Annotated in this window: 22 protein-coding genes; 9 read left to right on the forward strand and 13 right to left on the reverse strand. The window is 71.5% G+C overall.

Going from position 1 to position 24,772, the window contains the following annotated elements; all coding sequences use genetic code 11:
• Nucleotides 1-205: 205 nt before the first annotated feature.
• The 4 genes from ACQEUU_RS20675 to ACQEUU_RS20690 all read left to right on the forward strand — a co-directional run bounded on the left by ACQEUU_RS20675 (nt 206) and on the right by ACQEUU_RS20690 (nt 9,366).
• A complete protein-coding gene (locus ACQEUU_RS20675; RefSeq protein WP_433068243.1) occupies nt 206-1,138 on the forward strand; it encodes a sulfotransferase domain-containing protein in 933 nt (310 codons plus the stop codon).
• Nucleotides 1,139-1,163: 25 nt separating this feature from the next.
• The gene (locus ACQEUU_RS20680; protein WP_433068245.1) at nt 1,164-2,414 is read left to right on the forward strand and encodes a peptidogalycan biosysnthesis protein; all 1,251 of its coding nucleotides are present in this window, start codon (nt 1,164-1,166) and stop codon (nt 2,412-2,414) included.
• A 50-nt stretch (nt 2,415-2,464) separates the two neighbouring features.
• Complete coding sequence (locus tag ACQEUU_RS20685; RefSeq protein ID WP_433068247.1) at nt 2,465-4,246, forward strand: AMP-binding protein; 1,782 nt, start codon at nt 2,465-2,467, stop codon at nt 4,244-4,246.
• Nucleotides 4,247-4,341: 95 nt separating this feature from the next.
• A complete protein-coding gene (locus ACQEUU_RS20690; RefSeq protein ID WP_433068249.1) occupies nt 4,342-9,366 on the forward strand; it encodes an SDR family NAD(P)-dependent oxidoreductase in 5,025 nt (1,674 codons plus the stop codon).
• Nucleotides 9,367-9,412: 46 nt separating this feature from the next.
• Here the strand turns inward: ACQEUU_RS20690 and ACQEUU_RS20695 are convergent, their stop codons facing one another.
• The gene (locus ACQEUU_RS20695; RefSeq protein ID WP_433068251.1) at nt 9,413-10,111 is read right to left on the reverse strand and encodes an alpha/beta fold hydrolase; all 699 of its coding nucleotides are present in this window, start codon (nt 10,109-10,111) and stop codon (nt 9,413-9,415) included.
• 176 nt (nt 10,112-10,287) lie between these two features.
• On the opposite strand from ACQEUU_RS20695, the gene ACQEUU_RS20700 reads away from it, so the two are divergent.
• Complete coding sequence (locus ACQEUU_RS20700; protein ID WP_433068253.1) at nt 10,288-11,010, forward strand: sulfite exporter TauE/SafE family protein; 723 nt, start codon at nt 10,288-10,290, stop codon at nt 11,008-11,010.
• On the opposite strand, the gene ACQEUU_RS20705 is transcribed toward ACQEUU_RS20700, so the two are convergent.
• The 3 genes from ACQEUU_RS20705 to ACQEUU_RS20715 are packed head-to-tail and all read right to left on the reverse strand — an operon-like array spanning nt 11,000 to nt 14,711.
• Nucleotides 11,000-13,519 carry an FtsX-like permease family protein gene (locus ACQEUU_RS20705; protein WP_433068255.1) on the reverse strand — a complete coding sequence of 840 codons (2,520 nt, stop codon included), beginning with the start codon at nt 13,517-13,519 and terminating at the stop codon, nt 11,000-11,002. The two genes, ACQEUU_RS20700 and ACQEUU_RS20705, sit on opposite strands and share 11 nt — an antisense overlap.
• Nucleotides 13,516-14,208: an ABC transporter ATP-binding protein gene (locus tag ACQEUU_RS20710; RefSeq protein WP_433068257.1), complete on the reverse strand. Its 693-nt coding sequence runs from the start codon at nt 14,206-14,208 to the stop codon at nt 13,516-13,518. Before ACQEUU_RS20710 ends, ACQEUU_RS20705 begins: the two co-directional genes overlap by 4 nt.
• A complete protein-coding gene (locus tag ACQEUU_RS20715) occupies nt 14,205-14,711 on the reverse strand; it encodes a PadR family transcriptional regulator (protein ID WP_433068259.1) in 507 nt (168 codons plus the stop codon). The genes ACQEUU_RS20710 and ACQEUU_RS20715 overlap by 4 nt, the downstream gene beginning before the upstream one ends.
• 362 nt (nt 14,712-15,073) lie before the next feature.
• Here ACQEUU_RS20715 and ACQEUU_RS20720 point away from each other — a divergent pair, with 362 nt between their 5' ends.
• Nucleotides 15,074-15,328, forward strand: coding sequence for a hypothetical protein (locus ACQEUU_RS20720; RefSeq protein WP_433068261.1), 255 nt, complete (start codon nt 15,074-15,076; stop codon nt 15,326-15,328).
• Between the two features lie 29 nt (nt 15,329-15,357).
• On the opposite strand, the gene ACQEUU_RS20725 is transcribed toward ACQEUU_RS20720, so the two are convergent.
• Nucleotides 15,358-15,930 carry an MBL fold metallo-hydrolase gene (locus ACQEUU_RS20725; protein ID WP_433068263.1) on the reverse strand — a complete coding sequence of 191 codons (573 nt, stop codon included), beginning with the start codon at nt 15,928-15,930 and terminating at the stop codon, nt 15,358-15,360.
• 117 nt (nt 15,931-16,047) lie between these two features.
• Between ACQEUU_RS20725 and ACQEUU_RS20730 the strand changes: the two genes are divergently transcribed.
• The gene (locus tag ACQEUU_RS20730) at nt 16,048-17,013 is read left to right on the forward strand and encodes a GlxA family transcriptional regulator (protein ID WP_433071913.1); all 966 of its coding nucleotides are present in this window, start codon (nt 16,048-16,050) and stop codon (nt 17,011-17,013) included.
• On the opposite strand, the gene ACQEUU_RS20735 is transcribed toward ACQEUU_RS20730, so the two are convergent.
• The 7 genes from ACQEUU_RS20735 to ACQEUU_RS20765 form a co-directional block, all read right to left on the reverse strand.
• Complete coding sequence (locus ACQEUU_RS20735; RefSeq protein ID WP_433068265.1) at nt 17,000-17,353, reverse strand: hypothetical protein; 354 nt, start codon at nt 17,351-17,353, stop codon at nt 17,000-17,002. The genes ACQEUU_RS20730 and ACQEUU_RS20735 overlap by 14 nt on opposite strands.
• Nucleotides 17,354-17,841: 488 nt before the next feature.
• A complete protein-coding gene (locus ACQEUU_RS20740; protein WP_433068267.1) occupies nt 17,842-18,465 on the reverse strand; it encodes a peptidoglycan DD-metalloendopeptidase family protein in 624 nt (207 codons plus the stop codon).
• 136 nt (nt 18,466-18,601) lie between these two features.
• Nucleotides 18,602-19,750: an RNA polymerase sigma factor gene (locus tag ACQEUU_RS20745; protein ID WP_433068268.1), complete on the reverse strand. Its 1,149-nt coding sequence runs from the start codon at nt 19,748-19,750 to the stop codon at nt 18,602-18,604.
• A gap of 4 nt (nt 19,751-19,754) precedes the next feature.
• On the reverse strand, nt 19,755-20,162 hold the full coding sequence (locus tag ACQEUU_RS20750; protein WP_433068270.1) for a YciI family protein: 408 nt from the start codon (nt 20,160-20,162) through the stop codon (nt 19,755-19,757).
• Between the two features lie 159 nt (nt 20,163-20,321).
• Nucleotides 20,322-20,627, reverse strand: a complete 306-nt coding sequence (locus ACQEUU_RS20755; protein ID WP_433068272.1) for a hypothetical protein — start codon at nt 20,625-20,627, stop codon at nt 20,322-20,324.
• Between the two features lie 59 nt (nt 20,628-20,686).
• Nucleotides 20,687-21,076: a hypothetical protein gene (locus ACQEUU_RS20760; RefSeq protein ID WP_433068273.1), complete on the reverse strand. Its 390-nt coding sequence runs from the start codon at nt 21,074-21,076 to the stop codon at nt 20,687-20,689.
• A gap of 115 nt (nt 21,077-21,191) precedes the next feature.
• Entirely contained in the window at nt 21,192-21,668 is a 477-nt protein-coding gene (locus ACQEUU_RS20765; RefSeq protein ID WP_433068275.1) for a tetratricopeptide repeat protein, read from the reverse strand.
• Between the two features lie 176 nt (nt 21,669-21,844).
• Between ACQEUU_RS20765 and ACQEUU_RS20770 the strand changes: the two genes are divergently transcribed.
• Entirely contained in the window at nt 21,845-23,158 is a 1,314-nt protein-coding gene (locus ACQEUU_RS20770; RefSeq protein ID WP_433068277.1) for a PEP/pyruvate-binding domain-containing protein, read from the forward strand.
• Between the two features lie 238 nt (nt 23,159-23,396).
• Entirely contained in the window at nt 23,397-23,993 is a 597-nt protein-coding gene (locus ACQEUU_RS20775) for a histidine phosphatase family protein (protein WP_433068279.1), read from the forward strand.
• A gap of 25 nt (nt 23,994-24,018) precedes the next feature.
• Here the strand turns inward: ACQEUU_RS20775 and ACQEUU_RS20780 are convergent, their stop codons facing one another.
• Nucleotides 24,019-24,765: a hypothetical protein gene (locus ACQEUU_RS20780; RefSeq protein ID WP_433068281.1), complete on the reverse strand. Its 747-nt coding sequence runs from the start codon at nt 24,763-24,765 to the stop codon at nt 24,019-24,021.
• Nucleotides 24,766-24,772 lie beyond the last annotated feature (7 nt).

The raw sequence follows: 24,772 nt of genomic DNA on the forward strand, positions 1-24,772 counted from the left end.
ATCCATCATCCTGACGCGGTCTCTGACCTGCTATTTTCACGCGCAGTTCGGGGGCGGGGGTGGGTGAATTCCTTCGTTTTCCTTCGGTGGGGTGATTCCGCCCGGCGGGGAACGGTGCGGTGCTGATCGGGGATTCCTATCACGCAATGTGCTCGGTCAATTACGGCCCTTCCTTAAATGGGATGGGGTGATTAAACTCATGTCGATGACGACGCAACTGGCTCGTTACCTCACGCCGATGGAGGACAGCTCCCGGTGGGATGGATTCGAATTCCGGTCCGGCGACATTGTCATCAATTCGCCGGCGAAGTGCGGCACTACCTGGACGCAGACGATCTGCGCGCTCCTGATCTTCCAGACGCCCCGGCTGCCCGCGCCCCTGTCGAGCATGTCGCCCTGGATCGACATGCTCGTGCGGCCCAAGCAGGAGGTGTGGGAGCGCCTGGCGGCGCAGCGGCACCGCCGTTTCATCAAGACGCACATCCCTCTCGACGGCATCCCGGCCGATCCCCGGGTCACCTACATCACGGTGGGGCGTGATCCGCGTGACGTCGCCATCTCCCTGCGCAGTCACGGCAGGAACCTCAAGCGGGAGGTGATCCGCCGCCTGATTCACCAGGCCGCGCACTCGGGCGGCGCCGATGCGCAGGCCCCGGTCGACGGCCATGACGAGCGGGATCTGCTCGACGAGCGGACGTATTTGTTACGTTGGGTCGACAACGACGACCCGCCGTATGTCAATCTCGACTCGTTGCGCGCGCTGATCTGGACGCAGGAGCGCGCCTGGATGCGCCGCGCGGAGCCGAACGTCATCCTCCTGCACTACGCCGACCTGTCGGCCGACCTTGAGGGCCAGATGCGGCGGCTGGCCGCGCGGCTCGGGATCGAGATCGACGAGAACAGGTGGCCGGAACTGGTCGAGGCCGCGACCTTCGAGCAGATGCGCGATCGCGCGGCCGAACTCGCGCCCGACGAACAACTGGGTTACATCCGCGACCCTGAGCGTTTTTTCCGCAGTGGTAAGTCGGGTGAATGGCAGCAGTTCCTCACGGCTGAGGACCGGGCTCACTACGATCGCCGGATCGCCGAACTCGGGGAGCCGGACCTGCTCGAATGGCTCCATCACGGATCCCGTTGACCGCGTGACGGCCGGGTTTTCGATGATGAACGAGAGGACGTACGAGAAGACGGGGCGGAGTCCGTCCGGAACGGCGCCGGACATGGCCGGGCCGGTGACGGTGGACGGTGTTCCGTCGCTGGATGGCGTGGACGGGCGGGCGTGGGACGACGTCGCCGACCCGCGGGATCTGTTCCAGAGCCGTGCGTGGCTGCGGGCTCTGGAGGAGGCCGGTGAGGGGCCGCTCACCTACCTGATCGCCCGGCGGCCGGGGCAGTCGCGGATCCTCGGCGCCCTTCCTCTCTTCGACGTGCTGCCCAGTCGCGGCGACTACCTGTACTGGCCGGAGCTCCATTTCCGGGATCTGTTGCACGCGGTGGGGCCGCCCGGCGGCCGGCTGGGGCTCGTGGCGGGGTCCTGCGCCGGGTTCGGCACCCGGCTGGTCGTGGACGGCGCGTTGCCGCCCGCGGACAGGACGGCGGTCCTGCGCGCGCTGCGGGACACGGCGGGCGCCGTCGCCGCTGATCGCGGGTTGCCGTACGTGTTCTTCCTGTTCCTGCATGCCTCGGCGTGGGCGGATCTCGCTCCGCTCGCCCGGGAGGGGGACTGTCGCCGGCTGGCGAGCGTGGCGCAGACCGAGCTGCGGCTGCCTGGGGCCGGTTTCGAGGACTATCTGGCGACTCTGCCGCGCAACACCCGCACCAGCGTGCGCAGGGAGGCGGGGGTGTTCGCCAGGGAGTGCGTGACCGAGAGCGTTCCGTTGCGCGACGTGATCCCGGTCGTCGCGCCGATGGTCGCGAACGTGCGGGCCAAGCATGGGATGGCGTACGGCGTGGGCACGGTCGCCCGGCGTCTGGAGGCGTACGCGTCCGCGCTGGGGGACGCGGCGGCGACGGCGTTGTTGTGCCGGATGGGTGGCCGGGTCGTCGGCGCGGCGGTCCTGTGCCGGTTGCGTGATCGGTTGTACGTGACGGACTTCGGGCGTCCGGATGACGGCGGGCCGGACCCGTTCGTCTACTTCAACGCGGCGATCTATGAACCTGTCAGGCACGCGTACGCGCTGGGTCTGCGGAGCGTCGTCACCGGTGCGGGGGCGGAGCTGGGCAAGGCGCGGCGCGGCGCGGTCGTGCTGCCGTTGACGCATCTGGCGTGGGCGGCCGGGGACGGCGCGGGCCGCCGTGCCGGCGCGGTGGCAGCGGTGGCAGCGGTGGCAGCGGAGGGCGGCGAGAGGCACTGGCATGAGCTGCGTAGCGCTCATCCTGCCTATTTCGGCTCGGCCTGGGACGAGCTGTTGTGATGCACCATCCATCCGATGGGCTGGATGCCGGGCCCGCGAGGGAGGCCAGTGTGAGCCGAGGGGATCAGCCGAGCGCGGGCGTCCGCGACCTGGCCGGTGTCGCAGCGCCGGGGATCTTGGGCCGGGTGTCTCGCGATCCGGGAGGGGTCGCCTTGGTGCACGAGGGCCGGGACGTCACCTTCGGCGAGGTGGCTGCCCTCGCTGAGAACGTCGCGGGGGTGGTGCGTGGTCATCAGTTGCGGGGCCGCGTCGTGGGCGTGCCGGCCGACCGGAGTCCGGAGTTCGTGGCGCGGCTGCTCGGCGTGTGGGGGGCGGGCGCCGTCCCGGCGATCCTGGGGCAGTGGGGGCCCGAGCGGTCGAGCGCCGCGCTGGCGGCGGCCGGGGCGGCGGCGGCTTTCGGGCCGTCGTCCGAGCTGACCGGGCTGCGGCCTTCCGGCGAAGTGCCGGCCCCGTTCCCGCCCGGCGTGGACCTGGGTGAGGTCAGCCATGTCCTGTTCACGTCCGGCACGACGGGACGGCCCAAGGGGATCGCCGTCGGGCGGGCGGCCTTCGAGGCGGCCAGCTTGGCGTTCTTCGAGGAACTGCCCGTGGACGGCGCCGACCGGGTCGCCTTTCTCAGCCGGCCCGGTCACGATCCGAGCCTGCGGGAGCTGATCGCGCCCTGGCTCACCGGGGCGACGCTGCACATCCCTGGCAGCGGTACGGCCGCGGATCCGCGGCTGCTGGCGGTCTGGCTGCGGGAGCATTCCATCACCGTGGTCCAGGGCACGCCGGTCCTTCTTCAGCTTCTGGCGGGCTCGTCGCCGCTGCCGGTGGAAAGCCTGCGGCTGGTCTGTTCGGTGGGGGCCCGGCTGACGGCCGCCGCGCTGCGGTCGGCGGCGCGGTTCGCCCCGCGTGCCGTCATCGCCAACTGCTACGGCGCCTCGGAGACTCCGCAGGTCGTGTGCGTGCACCGGGTGCCGCCCGGCGCGGGTCTGGCCGCGGAGGACCCTGTGCCGATCGGGCGGCCGCTCGGCCACGTCCGCGTCGCCGTCGTGCCCGACGCGAAGCTCGACGTGGGGACCAACGGAGGTGACGGCCGGGGTGACGGCGGGGGTGACGGCGTGCTCGACGGCGGGGAGGGGCGGCTGCATGTGGAGGCCGCCGCCTGCGCGCTCGGCTACACCGACGGTACGCCGCTGCTGGCTCCCGGCCCGGACGGGCGGCGCTGGTACGACACCGGTGATCTGGTGCGTCGTTCGCCGGACGGCTCTTTGTGCTTCCTGGCGCGGGCCGACCGGCAGGTTCAGGTCAACGGCGTGCGGGTGGAACTGGACGAGGTCGAGGACGCGGCAGGCCGGGCGGCCGGCGTGGTCGGCGCGGTGGCGACGTTCGCCGAGGACGGCAGTGGGGTGGGGGCCGTGCGGCTGAGTGTCGTCCGGGGTGCCGGGGCCGTGGTCGACGTCGAGGAGGTCCGGGCGGCGCTGGTCGCCCGGCTGGACCCCGCGGTGGTGCCGTCGGCGATCGAGGTTCGGGACGCGCCGCCGGAGAGTCACGGGTGGACGTCGGCCCCGCCGGAGGAGGCGCCTGTCCTGACGCCCGAGGAGGATCCGGACGAGAGGCTGTGGCGGGTGCTTGAGGACAGCGTGAGGTCGGTTCTGGGTGGTTCTGAGCGGATCGATCCGGATGGCGGTTTCTTCGAGGCGGGTTTCACCTCGATATCTCTCATGCGTTTGGTGTCGGAGGTGTCCGTCCGATTGGGGGCGGAGATTTCCCCGGTGCTGGTCTTCCAGTATCCGACGTTGCGGGCTTTCGCCGATTACTTGCGCGAAAACCTAGATGAGTTCACCTGATTCCACTAATTCCCCCCTCATTTCCCCTGATTTGCCGTGAATCCTTGGAGTGGGTGTTCGCGGAGCGGCGGTAAGCGAACCGGAGGGCGTACGACATGGGTAACCTCGTTGAGCCGATCGCGATCATCGGGATGGCCGGGCGGTTCCCGGCGGCGGCCGACACCGGTCAGCTCTGGAGCAACCTCGTGGCCGGGCGGGAGGCGGTGCGCTTCCCGTCCGAGGACGAGCTGCGCTCCAAGGGCGTGGCGGCGGAGGCGCTGGCGGACCCGGCCTACGTGCGGGCGGTGGCGGAACCCGAGGGCATCGACCTGTTCGACGCCGGGTTCTTCGGCCTGACCCGGCGTGAGGCCGAGATGTGCGACCCGCAACTGCGGCTGTATCTGGAGACCGCGCACGCCGCCGCCGAGAACGCCGGCTACGACGCCGCGCGGCTCGGCAGGGCGGGGGTGTTCTCGTCGGTCGCCGCGAACCGCTACGGGATCGGCCGCGCCTTCGCGAGCCTGGAGGCGCTGCGCAGCGCCACCGGCATGGCGGCCGGCATGTGGAACAACCCCGACAGCGCCTCGACGCTCGTGTCGTACAAGCTGAACTTGCACGGCCCCAGCATGACGGTGCAGACCGCCTGTTCGAGCTCGCTGGTGGCCGTGCACCTGGCGGTGAACGCGCTGAGGCTGCACGAGTGCGACGTCGCCCTGGCCGGCGGCGCGGACGTCGAGTTCCCCGTCGGCCACGGCTACTGGTGGGCTCAGGACGGCCCGCTGAGCCGGGACGGCCACTGCCGTCCCTTCGACGCGGCGGCCGGCGGCACGGTCTTCGGCAGCGGCGCCGCCGTGGTGGTGCTCAAGCGGCTCGCCGACGCCCTGGCCGACGGCGACCGCGTCACCGCGGTCATCCGGGCCGTAGCGGTCAACAACGACGGCTCCAGCAAGGTCGGTTTCACCGCGCCCAGCGCGGACCGGCAGGCGCAGGTCGTGCTGAGGGCCATGGAGGTGGCCGGGGTGCGCCCCGACGACATCGGGTACGTGGAAGCGCACGCCACCGCCACCCGCCTGGGCGACGCGATCGAGGTCGCCGCGCTGCGCAAGGCGTTCGGCGGCCGGGAGGCGCCCGAGCGGTGCCCCATCGGGTCGATCAAGGGAAATCTGGGCCATCTGGGTCACGCGGCCGGCGTCACGTCGCTGATCAAGGCGGCGCTGTCACTGGGCCATGAGCAGATCCCGGCGAGCATCAATGTCGAGCAGGTCAACCCGTTCCTGGAGCTGGAGCGTTCGCCGTTCGCCGTCAACGACGCGCTGCGGCCCTGGCCCCGCGCGGCAGGCCGGCGGCGCCTGGCGGGGGTCAGTTCCTTCGGCATCGGCGGCACGAACGCGCACGCGATCCTGGAGGAGGCGCCGCCGCCCCGCGTGGCCGGGCCGGAGCCGGACAGGCCGCGGCTGATCGTGTGGTCCGCGCGGACGCCCGCAGCGGCCGAGGACTACCCCGAGCGGCTCGCCCGCTCCTTCGCGCGGAGCGCCGACCCGCTCGCGGACGTGGCGTACACGCTGCAGAAGGGACGCACGCCGCATCCGGTCCGGGGCGCCGTGGTCGTCGAGAGCATGGCCGACGCGGCCGGCGCCGTGCTCGATCCCGCCAGGCGGATCGTCACCCCCGGCGAGCGAACCGACCGCAGCGTGGTGTTCCTGTTCCCGGGCGAAGGGGCGCTGCACGCCCGCATGGCGGCGGAGCTCTGCCGCGCCGAGCCGGCGTTCGGCACGGCCCTGGAGGAGTGCTTTGAGCTGTTCGAGGCGCACGGCGTGCCGGCGCGGCGGGCCTGGGAGGCGGCCTCGCCGGACGACGCCGTCGCCGCGCGGTCGGCGCTGTTCGGCGTCGAGTACGCGCTGGGACGGCTGTGGCAGGCGCTGGGCGTCGAACCCGACGCGGTGCTCGGCCACGGCGTCGGCGAGTTCGCGGCCGCCACGCTGGCCGGGGTGTTCACCCTGCCCGAGGCGGTCCGGCTGGTGGCCGCGCGGGCGACCGGCGAGCCGGAGCGGCTGCGTCACGCCTTCGCCGGCATCACGCCGCGCCGGCCACGCTTCCCCCTTTATGCCGCCTCCACCGGCGGGCCGGTCGGCGCCGCCGGATCGTGGACCGAGCAGCTCTCCCGGCCGGCGCCGGCCGAGCGGGCGCTGGACGCCATGCTGTCCGACGGGGTGCGGGTGCTGGTCGAGGTGGGTCCCGGCCGCACCCTCACCACCCTGGCGCGCGCCCATCCCGAGGTGCGGGCCAAGCGGCATCTGCTCGTGCCGAGCCTGCCGGCGGGGCCGTCGAAGCCTGCCACGGAACGCGCCACGTTCCTGAACGCGCTGGCCCGGATGTGGACCCTGGGCGCCGAGGTGACCTGGTCGTCGCCGCCGCGGCCGCGGGTGCCCCTGCCGGGCTACCCGTACCAGCGCGAGCGGCACTGGATCGACGGGGCGCCCGCGGGCGGCCCCGGCGCCGCCGCGCCCGCCGGCTCGCCCGCCCGGGAGGCGGGCGAGCCGGCGGGCCGCCCGGTGTTCCGCCTGCCCACCTGGGTCGAGGCCGCCCCCGCCGGGCACCGCGACACCGCCGCGCAGGGCCGGGCGCTGGTGTTGCTGCCCGACGACCCGCGACGCGCCGCCGACCTGGCCGCCCTGCTCGGGCGGGCCGGCTGGGAGGGGCCGCGGGTGCGGCACGGCTCCTCGTACGCGGCGGCGGGCGACGAGTTCGTGATCCGCCGCCGTAACCCGCAGGACGTCGCCCGGATGCTGGACGAGCTGCGGGACACGCGCCGCTACCCTGACCTCATCGTGGACGCGACACAGCTCGGAGACCTGGCCGAACCGAACCTGGGCAGCGTCGACGACCAGCTCGACACCGGTTTCCACCGCGTCGTCGAGCTGCTGCGGGAGGCGGCGCGGCGGGCGCCCGACAAACGCGGCCGCGACGTGCTCATCGTCACCGGGCTGTCCGCCGACGTGACGGGCGGCGAACCCGTCCACCCGGTCCGGGCCATGCTGCTGGGGCTGCTGCGCAGCTACATGCTGGAGAACCCGCGCGCCCGGTGCAAGCTCGTCGACGTGCAGGACGGCGTGAGCGGCGATCGGCTGCTCGCCGAGCTGGGCGAGCTCGACGGCTCGCAGATCGTCGCCCTGCGGGGGGACCGGCGATGGGTGCCCGGCGAACGGGAGTTCGTCCCCGACGGGACGGGCCCGCTCAGCCTGCGCCGCGAGGGCGTCTACGTCATCACCGGCGGGCTCGGCGGGCTCGGCCTGGCCTTGGCGCGCGGGCTGGCCGGCACCGGGCTGCGGCCCCGCCTGCTGTTGCTGGGCCGCAGCCCGGTGCCGGGCCGGCACGACGCCGAGCTCGCCGAGCTCCGGACGCTCGGGGCCGAGTGCCGGGTCGAGGCGTGCGACGTGACCGACGTGGAGGCGCTGCGGCGCGTGATCGACAGGGCGTCGGACTCCTTCGGGGGCGTCAACGGGGTGTTCCACCTGGCCGGCGTGGCCGGAGGCGGGATGCTGCAGCTCCGGACGCGGGAGCAGATGGCCGCGACCCTGGCGCCGAAGGTCCACGGCACGCTGGCTCTGGTCGAGGTGCTGCGGGGCCGGGCCGGCCTGGACTTCTTCGTGGCCTTCTCCAGCCGGGCGGCGCTGCGGGGGCTGGTCGGCAGCGCCGACTACGCCGCGGCGAACGCCTTTCTCGACGCGGTGGTGCGCCGGCAGCCGCTGCCCGGCTGCGTCTCGACGACCATCAACTGGCCGTCCTGGGCCGAGGTCGGCATGGCCGCCCGCGAGGAACAGCCCAGGACCGGGCGATCACTGTCCGGGCAGGCAGGGTCCGGGCAGGCAGGGTCTGGGAGGGACGTGCGCCGCTGGTCGGTCCCGCTGTCGGCCGAGGACTATCCGATCCTGGACGAGCACCGCCTGGACGGCATCCCGGTGCTGCCGGGCACCGCCCAGGTCGACTTCGTGCTGCGCGCCTTCCACGAGGCGGTCCACCAGCCGGACGGGCGGCCCGTTCAGCTGCGTCACCTGGTCTTCCGGCAGCCGATCACCACTCCGGAGCCGGTGTCGCTGGAGGTCGGCTTCGAAGCGCACGAGGACCTGTGGCGCTTCACGGTCCGCACCGCGCCGCTGTCCGCGCCCCCGGGCTCGGCCGCCGAGCGCGTGCACAGCACCGGTGAGATCCGGCTGGCCGACAAGGCGGACGAGCCGGATCTCGTGGACGTGGCCGCGCTGCGCGCGTCGCTGCCCGAGCGGCGGGTCCCGGTGAACGACCCGGAGAACCGGCTGTTCACCATCGGCCCGCGCTGGCCGGCGGAGGAGCTCTGGCTGTCCGGGGCGGACCCGGGCACGAAGCTCGCCGTGCTGACCTTCTCCGAGGCGTTCGGCCACGAGCTGGACGAGCACGTGCTGCATCCCACGCTGCTGGACGCGGCGGTGTCGCTGGCGCGCGATCCGGACCTTGAGCCTCCGCACGCGCCCTTCGCCTACCAGTCGGTCATGGTGCGGCGGCCGATACCGGCTCTCGCCTACAGCCACATCCGCCGGCGTCCCAGCGGAGCCGACACGATCGTGGCCGACATCGACGTGCTGACGGCGGGCGGGGACGTCGCGGTCGAGGTCAGGGGCTTCACCATGCGCCGCGTCGACGAGTCCATGGTCGCGCCCGAGACCCAGCGCGCGGCGTCCGCCGCCGGGATCGCCCCTGCTGCCGGGGTGGACATGCTGCTGCGTCTGCTGGGCCGGTCCGGCCCCGGGCAGGTGGCGATCACCCTGTCGGGCGAGGACGCCGTCCTGAGGAACGCCGAGCACCCGCCGGCCGGCGGCGAGCGGCCGGACGCGCCGGACGCGCTGGAGGTCCCGGCCGCGTCTCCGGAGCGGGCCGACGGCGGGGCGTCGCTGGAGGACCGGCTGACGGGCATGTGGTGCGCGGCGTTCGGCGTGGAGTCCGTGGGCCCCGACGAGGACTTCTTCGACCTGGGCGGCGACTCCTTCACCGCCGTGGAGCTGGTCGAGGAGATCCGCAGGGGGTTCGGCGTGGACATCGGCATCGCCGCCGTGTTCGACCACCCGACGGTGGCCGAACTGGTCGCGGAGCTGCGGCGGCTGACCGCGTGAGATGCCCGGCGCCGTGAGATGCCCGGCGCCGTGAGGTGCCCGGCGCTCAGCCGCCGGCCTGCGTGACCCAGGCGCGCAGGGTATCGGCGGGCAGCTCCTCGACGATCTGGTGCCCGCCCTCGACCAGGTGGACCGACAGCGACCCCGTCGTGTACCGGCTCCAGTCGGCGAGGCATTCGGGGTTCCAGGAGCTCGCGTCGCCGGTGGCGCCGACGGCGATCATCGGCGCGTCGAGGACCGGGCGCGGATCCGACTCCAGGTAGCGGTTGAGCAGCCGGTACTCCGAGCGCCACAGGCGCGCGTACGCGGCCAGCGCCGTGGTGTCCCTGATGTGCGGCGGCGCCTCGATCTCCTCGGCCAGCGCCCGGTCCGGCAGGTCCGCCAGCGGCGAGAGCGGCGTGCGGTGCGGCGGATACTGGCACATGATGACGGTCCCGCGAAGCCGCCCTCCCAGGTGCCTGGCGGCTTCCAGGCAGACCAGGCCGCCCATGCTGTGGCCCACGAGCACGACCTGCGCGGCTCCGGAGCTGGTGACGAGGGACGCGAGCGCCGCGCCGCGTTCGTCGATGCCGGGGACGTTCATCGGGTCGTTCCAGCTCGCCCGGCGGATGACGGGCTCCTGGCCCGGCGTGTTCCACCGGTCCACGAACTTCGTCCGGCCGCCCAGCCCGGGAACGAAGATGACGGCCGGGTCATCGCCGAGTGGCGGGCTGACGAGGTAATGCGCAGATTCCTGACCACCCACGTCATTCGCTCCTCATGAGACATGCCGATGGACGAAATGCGGGGACTTCATGCTCCTCCACCGAGAAACGCGCACGTTTCGTACGATCTCTGTAGATCGCATACATACATGCTGTCAGTGATCGATTTTCTCACAATACTGGATCTTGTCAGTGGATCTATGGCAAAGTGTGGCAGGTGTCCACGCTGCTCGCCGCCGCCGTGATTATCCTGATCGCTTCAACGGTGCACGCGGTGACCGGATTCGGTTACGCTCTCGTCGCCACCCCGCTGCTGGCCCTCGCGGTCGACCCCCATACGGCGGTCGTCGCCACCACGCTCTCCGCCCTGGCCATGACCATCACGATCGCCGTGCGTCAGCGTGAGCACGCCGAGTGGAAGGTCGCCGGGGTCGCCACCGCCGGCATCGTGCTCGGCATGCCGCTCGGCCTGTGGGTGTACGCCGTGACGTCGGAGCAGCTGCTCACCGTTCTCATCGCGGTCGGCGTCCTGGGCTGCACGCTGATGGTGTGGCGGCGCGTGAAGGTCCAGGGGAACGTGCCGGTCCTGGTGGGGGCGGGCCTCATCTCCGGCGCGCTGTCGACCTCCACCGGCACGAACGGGCCGCCGATGGTCGCCGCCTTCCAGGGCATGGGGTACGACCCCCACAAATTCCGCGCCACCCTCGCGGCGGTCTTCGCCGCCACCAGCGTGCTGAGCCTGGTCGGGTTCGCCGTGGCCGGTCAGGTCAACGCCGACGCGTTGTGGATCGGCCTGATCGGCCTGCCGGTGGTGCAGATCGGGTGGTTCGCCGGCAACGCGATCTTCAGCCGCATCGATCCGGAGCTTTTCCGCAAGGTGGTGCTGGTGGCTCTGCTCGTCAGCGCGGCGGTGACCTTGTTCAGCGCGCTCACCGGCTGATCCGGCCCGCGTTCCTGCCGATCTCCACCACGCCGTGCAACGGCGGCCTGGTCCTGGTGATCAGGGCCGCTGCCGCGGTGATGACGGGCAGGCCCACCACGACGGCGGTCAGGAACGGCCACGGCAGGGCGATCGTGACCGGGTCGCCGGGGCCGTGCGAGGTCATCGGCCGGCTCAGGGCCACGCCGGTCACCGTGCCGGCGAGCAGCCCCATCAGGGTGCCGAGACCGGAGACGTAGAGGGCCTGGGCGGCCACGACCAGGCGCAGGGTGCGGGGCGGCGCGCCGATGGCCAGCATCGTCGCGCGTTCGGGGCGCAGGTCGGCGGCGGCGAGGCGGGTGGCGGCGAGGGTGCCACTGACGACGAGGACGAGGGCGCCCGCGAGCCAGCCCCACAGGTTGGGGGCGGGGATGCCGGGGCGGCCTTCTTCGACGGCGATCGTCACGCGGGGACTGATCGCGGTGAGGCCGTTCCACAGGGGTGAGTCGGGTGGTGGCCGGTGCTGGGCGTAGAGCCCGCGTTCGGTGGTGGTGAATCCGGCCTGTTCGACGAGGGTGCGCGGGAGCAGGGCGCCTCCTTGGTGTTCGTCGGCGGGGGTGGCCGTGACGGCGGGGACGTGGAGGGTGCGTGGAGGGCCGGAGGGGGAGCTCGCGCGGAGGGTGAGTTCGCCGTCGCGTACGGCGGTGGGGTCGAAGACGACGGCTTTGCCGGCGGCGAGGGCGGCGGCTGTCCGGGGGTCGTGGCGTCCTTGGAGGAGGGTGAGCAGGTTCTGGTCGCCGATGGCGGCTGTGCGGCGGATGGGTTCGCCGTTCCAGCGGGTGGTGTAGCGCAGGGTGTAGCGGCGGTCTTGGGCGTCTTGGGCGTGGTAGCCGGCGGCGAGGGGCACGCCGGGGAGCAGGCGGGCGGTTTCGGCGCGGAGTGCGGTCCAGGTGGGGTTGCTGATGTTTCCCGCCCGGATCGCGAGGGTGCCGGTGGGGCTGGCGGAGGTGTGGGCGTCGCGGTGGTCGGTGGTGGTGCTGTGGGTGGTGATGCCGATGGCGATGGCGGTGGTGGTGACGGCCATGACGGCTGCGACGGCGCCGGTGGTGCGGGACGGGTTGCGGGCGGCGTCGCGGATGGAGGTGCGGAGGGGGAGGGGTAGTCGGGCGGCCGGTCGTGCGGTGAGCTGGATCAGCCATGGGGTGAGGGTGGTGAGGCCGATCAGGAGCAGGAGTGCGGAGGTGAGCACCCATGCGGGGTGGGGCTGGTGCTGGGTGGTGAGGGTGGCGGCGAGCCCGGTGAGGGTGAGGGCGGCGCCGGTGAGGGACGGCCGGCGTCGGTGGATGGTGGGGGCGCGGCCGGCGAGTTCGGTGGCGGTGTTCTGCCGGGCGGCTCGGAGTGCGGGGATGAGGGCTGCGGCGGTGGCGGCGGTGAGTCCGAGTGCGGCGGCGGCGAGTACGGCGGGCCAGGGTATGTCGGTGGGGCCGATCTGGCTGGTCCAGGGGGAGATGAGGGTGGCGGTGAGTGTTCCGGTGCCGATGCCGAGTGCGGTGGCGGTGATGGTGGCGGCGCCGCCGAGGAAGAGGCCGTCGGCGAGGACGATGGTGCGCAGGTGGGCGGGTGTGCCGCCTTGGGCGGCGATCTCGGCGAGTTCGCGGCGTCGTTTGTGGTATCCGACGGCGAAGGCGGGGGCGGTCAGGAATGCGGTCTGCAGGGTCATCAGGAGCGCGGTGGCGGCGAGTGCGGTGGCGTACAGGGTGTCGAGGGAGGTGATGCGTGGTGGGTCGGTGATGGTGGCCTGGGAGGTGACGTACAGGCCGGCGGTGTTGAGGGTGGCGATGTCGGTCCAGGTGAGGGGGCTGGGGGTGTCTGCGAGCCAGCCGATGCTGGCTTCGGTGCTGTAGGGGTTCCAGGTGCTGTGGCCGGGGGTGGCGAGGGGGAGGTCGGGGCCTACGGCGGCGCGGAGGGAGGGCCGGTGGGGGTGTTCGACGATGCCGGTGATGGTCAGCGGGGGTGCGCCGGCGAGGTGGAGGAGGTCGCCGGGGCGGAGGCCGAGTGCGGGGGTGACGGCGGCCTGGCCGGTGGTGGGGTGTCTGCCTTCGCGGAGGGGCAGCATGCCGGTGGTGAGGGGGTCGCGGAGGTCGGTTTCGATGGCGGTGAGGCGTTCGGCGCCGTGGTGGACAGTGCCGGTGTTGTAAGGGATGGTCCGGGTTCCGGGGCCCAGGAGGTCGGTGAGGTCGGGGGCGCCGGGTGGGGGTGTGGTGGGCGGGGTGGTCGTCTGCCAGGCGAGGTCATGGGGGCGTTGCTGGAGGGTGGTTCCGGGGGGTGTGCGGACGAGACGGGCGTCGGCGGCGCCGAGCTCGGTGGTGCGTCCTTCCTGGGGGGTGATGTGCAGGGTGGCGGTGAGGGTGAGGAGTGCCGTGATCACGAGTACGGGCAGGCCGATCATGATCGTGATGAGGGTGGTCCGTGCGGGGGACCGCCGGGCGTTGCGGCGGGCGAGGCGGAGTGCGGCGAGGGTGGCGCTCATGGGGCGCTCTGGAGTGTGGTGTGGGTGGTGTCGGTGATCCTGCCGTCGCGCAGGAAGACGACGTGGTCGGCCCAGGCGGCGTAGCGGTGTTCGTGGGTGACGAGGAGGACGGTCGCGCCGGCGTCGGAGCGGTCGCGTAAGAGGCGCAGGATGTCGTCGCCGGTGCGGGTGTCGAGTGCGCTGGTGGGTTCGTCGGCGAGGAGGAGGCGTCGGGGGCCGATGAGGGAGCGGGCGATGGCGACGCGCTGTCGCTGGCCGCCGGACAGTTCGTCGGGGAAGCGGTCGGCGAGGTGGTCGAGGTGGAGGTCGGCGAGTGCGGTCATGGCTTCTTGGCGGGCCTGGCGTGGGCGGATGCCGTCGAGTTCGCGGGGGAGCATGACGTTTTCCGCGGTGGTGAGTGAGGGGATGAGGTTGCGGTCCTGGAAGATGTGGCCGATGGTGTGGCGGCGGAGGGCGGCGAGGTCGCGGGTGGTGGCGAGGTCGTGTTCGCCGATGTGGACGGTCCCGGTGGTGGGCTGGTCGAGTCCGCCGGCGAGGTTGAGGAGGGTGGTCTTGCCGGAGCCGGTGGGGCCCATGACGGCGATGAGCTGGCCGGGGTGGGCTTGGAGGGTGACTCCGTCGAGTGCGCGTACGGCTGTGGGTCCTGCGCCGTGGATTCTGGTGACGTCGGTCAGCCGTACGGACGTCATGTTTCCTCCTTGAGGATGGCTTCGCAGTGGTCGAGCCAGCGTTGTTCGGCTTCGGCCTGGAAGATCATGGAGTCGAGGACGAGGCGCTGGGCTGTGCCGTGGGTGGTGTTCTTGGCACGGGTGAGGTGCTGGAGGGTGCGCATGGTGGCGGTGCGCTGGTTGCGGATGACCTGGGTGATGTCGGTTTCCTTGGCGGCGAGGGCCATGGCGAGTTTGATGACGAGTTCGTCGCGGGGCCGGTCGGAGTGGACGACGGGGGTGTTGAACCAGCGCGTCATCTCTTCTCGGCCGGTGGGGGTGATGGTGTAGCTGACCCGGCCTTGGTCGTCGGCTTCGCCTGGTTGGACGAGGCCGTCGCGTTCGAGGCGGGACAGGGTGGTGTAGACCTGGCCGATGTTGAGCGGCCAGGTCGCCCCGGTTGACGCCTCGAACTCGCCTCGTAGCTGGTAGCCGTAGCGGGGGCCGGTGCTGAGCAGGGCGAGCAGGCCGTGCCTGATCGACATACATACTAAGTATGCATACGCGGTATGCGTTGCTCAAGTGGTTCCGGCCGGTCGCCGCGGACGGCTTCTGGTGCGCCGGGGGACCGGCGAGGTGAGCGCCCGGGGGAGGAGACGCGGCGCTGTTCTCGGAGACGGCCGGGACGTGCCCCTTCCTGGAATCCCTCGATGGGCGATTTCTTCCTCGGCAGTGCCCCCACGGCTTCCGGTTGAGGACGTCGACAGGCCTCCCCTCGACATCGTAAGAAATCTACAACGTAAAGGCGCTCGCCTGATGATTTTTTATGAAGCACAACCAGTAACCCCCACATCAGCGATACGCCGAGGCTGACCCAGGCCTTCCCCCGCGCTACCGGCAGGTGGATGTGATCTCGGTCAAGCTCGCCATCGACCGACCCGGCCACACGCCGATGGTCCTGACCGCCGACGAGCCCTTCGTCATCGAAGCCGACATTACCCGGTTCCCGCCCCGCGGGGACCGGTACCGGCTGCGTCGGCCGGTCGATATGGAACGCGAATACATCCGCGACCGCACCCTGGAAGGCCACGAATCCGCCCGCGCCCGCGCGGCAAGTCCAGCTGAGCCGGCCTCGACCGACATCCTCACACAGCCCTCATGATGGGCGGGGGAGGGGGTGCCGGCCTCCTGTCAGGATGGCGTTTCCGGTCCGGGGATGAAGGCGGGGCCATGGCCGGGCACGATGATGTCCGCGACGGCCAACACCCGCTCACGTGCGGCGTGGAGCGCGTCCATGTCGACGGCATGCCTGTCGTCGTGCGAGGTGGCGTTGTTCCAGACGTGGGTGTACGCGACGACGCCGTCGGGTGTCCCGACGAGTGTGGTGATGTCCTCGTGGGTGTGTCCCGGTGTGCGGATCAGCCTGATTCCTGGGCTGAGCTGGTAGCCTTCGGCATCTCTCCAGGTCCACTGATCGTCGCGGTAGATCGCCCAGTGGTCGTGGAATCTGGCGTTGGGGAACAGCGCCGCGTTGAGTGTGTGGTCGGGGTGGTGGTGGCTGAACACCACATCGGTGATGTGGTCGGGCGCCACTCCCAGGGCCGACAGCGGATCGAGGATCAGTGATCGGCTCCGTACCATGCCGGGATCGATCACGAGCCGGACGTCTCCGTCTTCGACGTAGCTGACCGTGCTGGCCACTCCGGCGCTGCCGTACCCCTCATGCAGGACGGTCTGAACCGCGCTGGGCGTGAGGTCCGTCATGTTTGCCTCTTCCTGTGCGTCTTGGCATGTCTGTACGTGATGGCAAGTGTGGAGCGGCTGATCGATCGTCATAAGTGGCAGGAGTGCAGATGTTCGCCGAATTTCTGCCATGATGTGATGGTGTCCCCCTTCCGTTCGATCGCTGCCTACGCGACGCAAGGAGTGAGCGCCTTCAGCCTCGGGCTGGTTGGCAAGGTCTTCGCTGACCGCACTCGACTGGGCGGGCCCGCCTTCGAGTTCTTCGTGTGTGCCGAGCGGCCCGGTGATGTACGCACTGACCTCGGCCTTCCGCTCAAGGTCGAGTTCGGGCTGGACCATCTCGCCCGCGCGGATCTGATCATCGTGATTCCCGCGGATGACTATGTCGGCGCGGATGCACCGCCGCCCGGTTTGGTGGAGGCGATGCGTGCCGCTCACGAGCGGGGTGCGATCGTCGCGAGTTTCTGTTCGGGATCCTTTGTCCTGGCCGCCGCGGGTTTGCTCGATGGTCGCCGTGCCACCACCCATTGGAGCTTGGCTGACGACCTGGCCGCCCGCCATCCCGCTGTCTCCGTGATACCGGAGGTTCTCTATGTGGATGAGGGGTCCATCGTCAGTGGTGCGGGCGCGGCTGCGGGGATCGACCTTTGTCTCCATTTGCTGCGCCGTGAGCACGGCGCGGCGATCGCCAACGTCATCGCCCGCGAGATCGTCGTCGCGCCCCACCGCGACGGAGGCCAGGCTCAGTACATTCCCGCCCCTGTGCCGGCCAAGGGCGATGACGAGCGGGTCGCCGGTGTGCTGGACTGGGCGCGGCAGAACCTGGACAAGCCGCTGTCGGTCAACGAACTCGCGGCTCAGGCGCACATGAGCCCTCGCACGTTCGCCCGGCGTTTCAGGATGGCTACCGGGACCACGCCGCACGCCTGGCTGCGTACTCAACGGCTCGATCGTGCCGAAGAGTTGCTCGAGGTCACTGACCTGCAGGTTCAACAGGTCGCACACCGGGTGGGCTTCGCTTCGGTCTCCGTGCTGCGCGAGCTGTTCATTCAGCGCCGCGGGGTGTCGCCTCGCGCGTACCGGCGAGCATTCAGCCAGTTGTAGGGCGCCACCGGGTACGTGGCCCGGCGCTCGGGTCGGCGTCACCAGGGGCAAAGTAACTCTGCGTGACATTTCGTTGTCCTTGACCGCCGCCGCTGGCGAAGCCGGAGCCCTGCTCAGTGATCCGTTCGGTGGGGTCATCGTTGATGCCGCAGGTCTCGCCGAGGCCGGTGATGATGTCGCCGTCGGCGCGGTCGGTCAGGCGGCCACCACGGTGGTTGAGAAACACCGCGGTGCTGCTGGCGCCTTTCAAACAGGCGCGAGTCTGAAGCCAGTCGGTGAGAATGCGGCGGGCGCGGCGCTCGTTCAGGGCGCGGGGCGGTGGGGCGGGAGTCGCGTTCACGCCGGGCTTGGGGCTTGCCGAGGCCGCGGCGGGCGTAGAAGTCGTCGATGACTGACAAGTGGGTGTCGATGGTGTTGGGGGCGCGGCGGCCGTTCTTCAGGTGTCGGCGGAAGTCGCGCACGGCGCCGGTGGCAGTGATCGGCGGGCAGATCCTCATCGGGGTTGCGCCAGGTGTTGGCGCCCTCCACCCAGATCTCGCGGCGATCGATATACCCGAGCCGTGATCGCGACGTAGTGGACCTGAGACGCAACGCTCAGTTATGTTGCCCCGCCTGCAGTTGGCGATCCATCACGCGAACTACCCGAACAGGGATCACGTAGAGCTACATTGCCTCTGGTGACGGCGACCAGAGCGCCGGGCCTACGTGGCAGCCGCCAGTGCTTGCGGTCGTCGAGGTGGCGGGTACGCACACCTACGGTTGTTTCCGTCGAGCGGGGAGCGGGACGCTGCGCATCGGCCTCCCGCTCCTCGTGATCCGATGGGCGTCTCAGACCTCCACGATGGCGGTGTCGACGCAGATCCAGGTGTTGGAGTAGCCGGGAGTCGGCTGTGACTCCAGGTCCGCCTCGAAGTCGTCGAGCTCGCGCTTGAGGTCGGAGTGGAAGTCGATCACCTGCGGCGGGTTGCCGTCCTGGAAGAACCGCACGACCAGCGTGATCTCGGTGTTGGTGGTCGCCATGAAGTAGTCGTAGAGGTCCACTCCGGTGTAGACGTTGTCGCGGCGTTCGCCCAGCGCGAGGTGCAGGTGCGTGGGTATGCCGCCGAATTTGACGATCTCGCCGATGACCTGGCCGCGGGTGACGAACGATCCGACGGGGACGCTCGCCTTCAGGTGTGTGTAGAAGGCGCCGATGCCGTCGGGTGAGTTGGGGTCCTGGCGGATCGAGATCTGGTCGCCGTAGATGCCTCCGCTGGGTGATCCGGGCGTGAAGATGTTGGTGACCTTTCCGCCGAAGGCGGCGCGCACCTGTGTGCCCACGGGCGCGCCGAGGTCCATGCCGTGTGAGATGGCCCAGTTGGGTCCGGTGTGCCCGCCCTGGCCCGGGCCGCCGTAGAAGTGGCCGTCGGCTCCGGTGGTGAACGGGTTGGAGAGGTCGATGTCGAACGCCATGGCGTTGTTCCTTCCTCGGGGCGTACACGCCTGGCCTGTGGCTCGGCATGTGCCTGTCCTTGGATGCGTATCCACCGACAACGCCGCATACCACCACAAACCGTAAGATCCTGGTCTGCATAGGCCCGGGCGGTTCTCACTCTCGGCGTAGCCGGGCGTTGAGCCGGGCGGCCTGGCGGGTGAGGTGGTCGCGTTCCTGGAGGCTGGACGCCGATCGGGCGGCCTCGGCGTAGAGGCGGGCCGCGGTCGCCGGGTCGCCGTCCCGTTCGTGCAGGTACGCGGCGACGGCCGGGTAGCGGGGAAGCGCGGGGTCGAGCGCCGCCAGCGCGGCCAGACCGGCCCGGGGGCCGTCGGCCTCGCCGACCGCGACGGCCCGGTTGAGGCGGGCCACCGGGCTGCCGGTGAGGCGGACCAGTTCGTCGTACCACTCCACGATCTGCACCCAGTCGGTCTCCTCGACGGTCCTGGCGTCGGCGTGGAGCGCGGCGATGGCGGCCTGGGCCTGGAACTCGCCCAGCCGGTCGCGGGCCAGAGCGGCCTGCAGCACGTCGACGCCCTCGGCGATCAGGCGGGTGTTCCACAGGCCGCGGTCCTGCTCGGCCAGGGGGATGAGCCTGCCGTCGGGGCCGGTACGCGCCGGCCGCCGGGCGTGGTGCAACAGCATGAGCGCGAGCAGGCCGGCGGCCTCCTCGTGGCCGGTCCCGGCCGCAAGGCGGCGGGTGAGCCGGATCGCCTCGGCGGCGAGGTCCACGTCCCCGGAGTAGCCCTCGTTGAAGACCAGGTAGAGCACCCGCAGCACGGTGGCGACGTCGCCGGGCCGGTCGAACCGGACGCCCGAGACGGTCCGCTTGGCCCTGCTGATCCGCTGCGCCATCGTCGCCTCCGGCACCAGGTAGGCTCGCGCGATCTGCCGCGTGGTCAGGCCGCCGACCGCCCGGAGCGTGAGCGCGACGGCCGAGGCCGGCGTCAGGGACGGGTGCGCGCACAGGAAGTACAGCTGGAGGGTGTCGTCCGCCTCCGTGCCCGGGCCGGGCGAGGGTTCGCCCTCGACGCGCAGTTCGCGGTGCCGCCGGGAGGTGTCGGCGCGGGCGGCGTCGAGGAACTTGCGCCAGGCCACGGTGACCATCCAGCCCTTGGGGTCGCGGGGCGGGTCTCCCGGCCAGCCGCGTACGGCCTCGACCAGGGCGTCCTGCACGGCGTCCTCGGCCGCCGCGAAGCCGGCGCCGCGGCGCACCAGGACGCGGATCACGTCGGGGATGAGGGCCCGCAGCAGGGTCTCGTGCACCGGGTCAGTCCGTGGTGGGCGAGTGCGCGGACAGCAGCGGGCGCACCTCCAGCCATTCGTGGATCGGTTCGCCGCCCGCGCCCGGCGCGGCGGACAGCTCGGCGGCCAGGTCGAGCGCCCGCTCGTAGGTCTCGACGTCGATCATCATCCAGCCGGCGATCAGGTCCTTGGTCTCCGGGAACGGGCCGTCGGTCACCGGAGGCCGCCCTTCGCCGTCGTAGCGTGCGAACGTGCCCTCTGGCGAGAGCGCCTGCGCGTCGACGAACTCGCCGGTGCTCTCCAGCCGGGCGGCGAAGTCGCTCATGTACGTCAGGTGGGCCGAGAGCTCCTCCGGCGTCCACTGGTCCATCGGCACGTCGTTGACCGCCGCCGGCGCGCCCCGGTAGTGCTTGAGCAGCAGGTACTTGGCCATCGTCTCTCCTCGGTGCGGTATTGGCCCCCTTTCGTGGTGTCGCTCCGGGGACGGAACCGCCGGGATCGGGGACATCCCGCCGTGGCCTTTCCCTCACGGCCTCCCGTGGACCCGCCGGGAGGAGGGGGCACATCGCCGGCGGACGGGTGGTGCTGCCTATTATGCCCGGGGCCGCACGATGAGGCGTTGCGGGCCGTTGACGTTGTTTCCGCTGCCGCTGTACGAGTTATTCGACTTGTACGAGCCGATCACGTTGGAGAAGTTTCCACTGTTGATGGATTTCCCTTTGCTCCAGTGATTTCCCCGATTACGCGAGTTTCCCTTGTTCTTGGGATGGGCGGCCTTCGCCGTGTCGAGGGCCGCCGGGCGCAGCTCGGGGTGAGCCGACGACTGGGCGAAGGCGGGGGTCCCCGCCGCGAGCCACGCCAGGCCGAAACCGGCGATGAGCAGGCCATTCCTGTGCATCTATCCTCCGCTGTCCGCCGCTGTCCGCCGCCCGCGCCGTCTCCGGCGGGCGTCTTCGGTCACCGCTGGAGGGTCTGGGATCCGTTGGCCGTGTTGCCGCTGCCGGTGGCGTTGTTGCTGTCGGTCGAGCCGTTCACGTTGGAGAAGTTTCCGCTGTTGATCGGATCTCCTTCGCTATGGTAATTGCCGCTGTTGGTGGAGTTGCCGCTGTTTTCTGGGCCGTTGACGCACTTCGTGGGAGAATTAGATGAAGGAGAATGGTAATTGACCAGCCGGTTGCCGCAGAAGACGCTGGGGACCATGTCGAGGATGGTGCCCAGGTCCGCGCCCAGCAGCTGCGAGAGCGGAGAAGGCTCAGGCGCCGGCGCGGCCGCCGCGTGGTGGGCCGGCGTGAGACCGGAGCCGGCGACGGTCACGACCATGGCGAGCCGGATCAGGTTTCTTCCCACAGGTCTCATTGCCGCCCCTCGGTCACACGTTGTTGTCAGATCGTCGCCGAGGGTATAGGCGGGCGCGAAGCGCGGGCAACGTTCCCGCGCCGTGTCGGACGTCCGCGCGCGGACCTCACGGGGACGGCGGCGGGGATGCGTCCAGTTGTGCGGCGATCCGCTCCAGGCCATCCTTGATGAGCCGGCCGTATCCGTCGTCGCCGAGCGCGCCGATCCTGTCCTGCGCCTGCCGCAGGTGCTCCCGGGCGCGATCGAGGTCGCCCAGCTTGCGGTAGCACTCGCTCAGGTTCAGGTGCAGCGACGGGTAGAGCCCGGCCACCGAGAGCGGCACCCCGGCCTCGGCCACGCGTTCGTCGGTGACCGAGCCGACGGCGGCCAGCGCCCGCAGATCCCACATCAGCTCCTGGCGTACGTCGTCCTGCACATCGGCCATCGAGTGGGCCAGGACGCAGACATGCAGCGGGTCGCCCTGCTCGCCGCCGATCTCATCCCAGATCTGCGCGAACAGCTCACGGGCGGCCTCGCGCCGGCCGTGGCCGTGGTTCAGCTCCACTCCCTGGCCGATCCGGGCCATCGTCGGGTCGGCGGTCATGGCGGGCTCCTTCGCCGTCGCGGCTGTGATCTCGGTTGTGATCTCGGTTGTGATCGCGGTCAGCCTACCCGCCGCCGCGGCCCGACGATCTTCGATCGCTGACGGCGCTTGCGCGAACGGTCCTTCACGATCCACAATCAAGATATTGTTGTCAACGTTTCGTTGAAGGCGGGTGGATGATCGTACCTCTCGTGTCGGCCAAGGCCGCCACGTGCGGCGGCAAGGCCGGCGCGCTCGGCGCGCTGCTGCGGGCCGGACTGCCGGTTCCCGACGGCTTCGTGCTGCCCTTCGCCGCCTACCGCGCCGCCGTGCGCGGCCTGGACCTCGAACGACTGGCCGCCGAGCCGGACCGGGCCGGCACCGTGCGGCGGGCGATCGAGGCCCGCCCGGTGCCCGCCGCCGTGCCCGCCGCCGTGGCCGGCGCGCTCGCCCGCGCGCTCGGCGACCTCGGCGATCCGCCCGTCGCGGTGAGGTCCTCGGCCGCGCACGAGGACACCGGCCAGACCTCGGCGGCCGGTCAGCACGACAGCTTCCTCGCCGTGCGCGGGGCCGGCGCCGTCACCGACGCCGTACGCGCCTGCTGGGCCTCGCTGTTCACCGCGCGCGCCGTCGACTACCGGGGTGAGCGGCCCCTCGGCGACCTCGCCATGGCCGTCCTGGTGCAACGCCATCTGGACGCCGAGGTGGCCGGGGTCATGTTCACCCCCGCCGCCCCGGGCGACGCGACCCGCGTCGAGGCGTCCTGGGGGCTCGGCCCGAGCGTCGTCGGCGGCACGGTCACCCCGGACGCCTACCGCGTCGCCGGGGACGGGCCGGTCACCCGCGTGGTCGCGCGCAAACAGACCCGCCTCGACCGGTGCGGCGGGCGGCTCGTCACCTCCGACGTGCCCCGTTCTGACCGTGACCGGCCGGTGATCGACGACGCGACCGCCCGGAGTCTCGCCGCGCTGGGTACGGAGATCGCCGCCGTACGCGGTGGACCGCAGGACGTCGAGTGGGCGATCGCCGACGGCCGCGTGTGGATCCTGCAGGCGCGGCCCCTCACCGCCGAGACCCCGGCCTGGCCTCCATCCCTCACCTCCCCACCCACCACGCCGGCCACCGACACTCCGGCCACCGACACTCCGGCCACCGTCGCCGCGCCGGCCACCAGCTCGGCGGCCGTCGCCATGCTGACCGGAACCCCCGGCAGTCGCGGGATCGTGACCGGCACCGCGAGGATCATCCGCGGTCCCCGCGACTTCGAGCGAGCCCGCCCCGGCGACATCATCGTCTGCCCCTTCACCGACCCCGCCTGGACGCCGCTGCTGCGGATCGCGGCCGGCGTCGTCACCGAGACCGGAGGCGCGCTGTCCCACGCCGCCATCGTCGCTCGCGAGCACGGCATCCCCGCGGTCCTCGGCGTCGCGAACGCGACGACCAGACTCCACGACGACAGCGCCGTCACCGTCGACGGCGCCACCGGCACCGTCACCCAGGCCGCCCCGTGACCCGGCCGCCCCGTCCTGCCCCGCCCCGGAGCGTCATCAGGCAGCCCCGCACCCCGGCACGGGCAGCCACACCGCCGCAAACCCGCCCGGCCAGGCGCCACACCAGCGGCCGTGCCCGTGCACACCCCGCTCCCTCGGCCGGGGGTGATTCCGTCCGTCCCCGTACTGACAGTTCGTCCGTATCGTCCATGGAGGGAAAGGAGACGGGGAGCGGCCTGGCGCCGTGCCCTGGCTGCTCATGACCACGCGACACCTCTATCTCGCACGCCACGGCGCGGCCGACGCGTTCGGAGACCTCACCGACCTGGGCCGCCGGCAGATGGGCCTGCTGGGCCGTCGGCTCGCCGACCTGCCGATCGACGCCGTGTGGCACTCCCCGCTGCCGCGCGCCGCGGCCAGCGCGGACGAACTCGGCCGGCACCTGCGGGACGCGCCCGTCGCCGAGGCCGCCGAACTCATCGACCATGTGCCGTACGTTCCCCGACCGGCTGAGACGCCGCCGTCCTGGGCCGGTTTCTTCGACGGCTACGACGAGGCGGAGGCGGCCTCGGGGCACAGGCTCGCCGAGGCGCTGATCGGCCGGTTCGCGCAGCCGCCCGGCACGGCCGGCACGCACGAGGTCCTGCTGACGCACGCCTACCAGATCGCGTGGCTGGTGCGGCACGCCCTGGACGCGCCGCCAGCCCGGTGGCTCGGCCTGAACAGCGCCAACGCCGCGCTGACCGTCATCGACTACCGCGCCGGCCTGCCGCCGACGCTGGTGATGTTCAACGACATGAGCCACCTGCCGGCCGGCCTGCGCTGGACCGGCTTCCCCGACGGGATGAGGCCATGAGAACGGGTCCGGGCGGGCGGAGGGGTCAGGTGACCCAGGTGGGGCCGCCGTCCGGCCGCGCGGGGTCGGACACGCTGGAGCAGTTCAGGTCGACGTGGTTCAGCCGCCGTGCCGTGCCCGCCTGGCTGTCGATCCACCTCAGGTCGATCGGGCCCTGCATGCTCATGCGGTACTGCCACACCAGCGCGGAGGGGAAGCCGGACGTCGCCGGATCGCGCGCGGCCTCCGCGCCGAGGTCGATCGTGGACGGTCCCTGGTCGATCGGGCCGTACACCCACGTCTCCACCGGGTGGCCGGTCTCCGTCACGATGTCGGCCACGTTGTCGGCCACCTGCTGGGCGGTCTGGGTGCGTGAGCAGTAGACGCCGGCCCAGTAGATGGAGTTCACGTGGACCTCGCGGATCCACGCTTTCACGTACTTGACCTGGTTGCCCGGCATCAGGCCGCCGTTCTCGATGTCGAGGTAGACGACGCACTGAGGGTGCAGCCGGATGCCGGCGGCGAGACCGGCGGCGTGCAGCCCGTCGATCGTGCCCCGCGCCTCGGTGACGTCGTGACTGCCCGAGCCGATGACCTGCTGGCCGACATAGGTGGGCAGGACGCCCCAGCCGATGGACTGCAGGGCCGGGGCCGCCTCCATCCAGGAGGTGTCCGGGTGACTGGGCGCGGGCGCCAGATACAGGCCGACGAACGTCATGTCGGCGACGGAGTCCCACAGGGACCTCATCAGTGTGGCGCCGGGGAAGCTGAACCGATCGAATCCGAGAAGCATGGTGGAC

It is taken from the genome of Nonomuraea sp. CA-218870 (assembly GCF_050936535.1).
GTDB lineage: Bacteria > Actinomycetota > Actinomycetes > Streptosporangiales > Streptosporangiaceae > Nonomuraea > Nonomuraea corallina.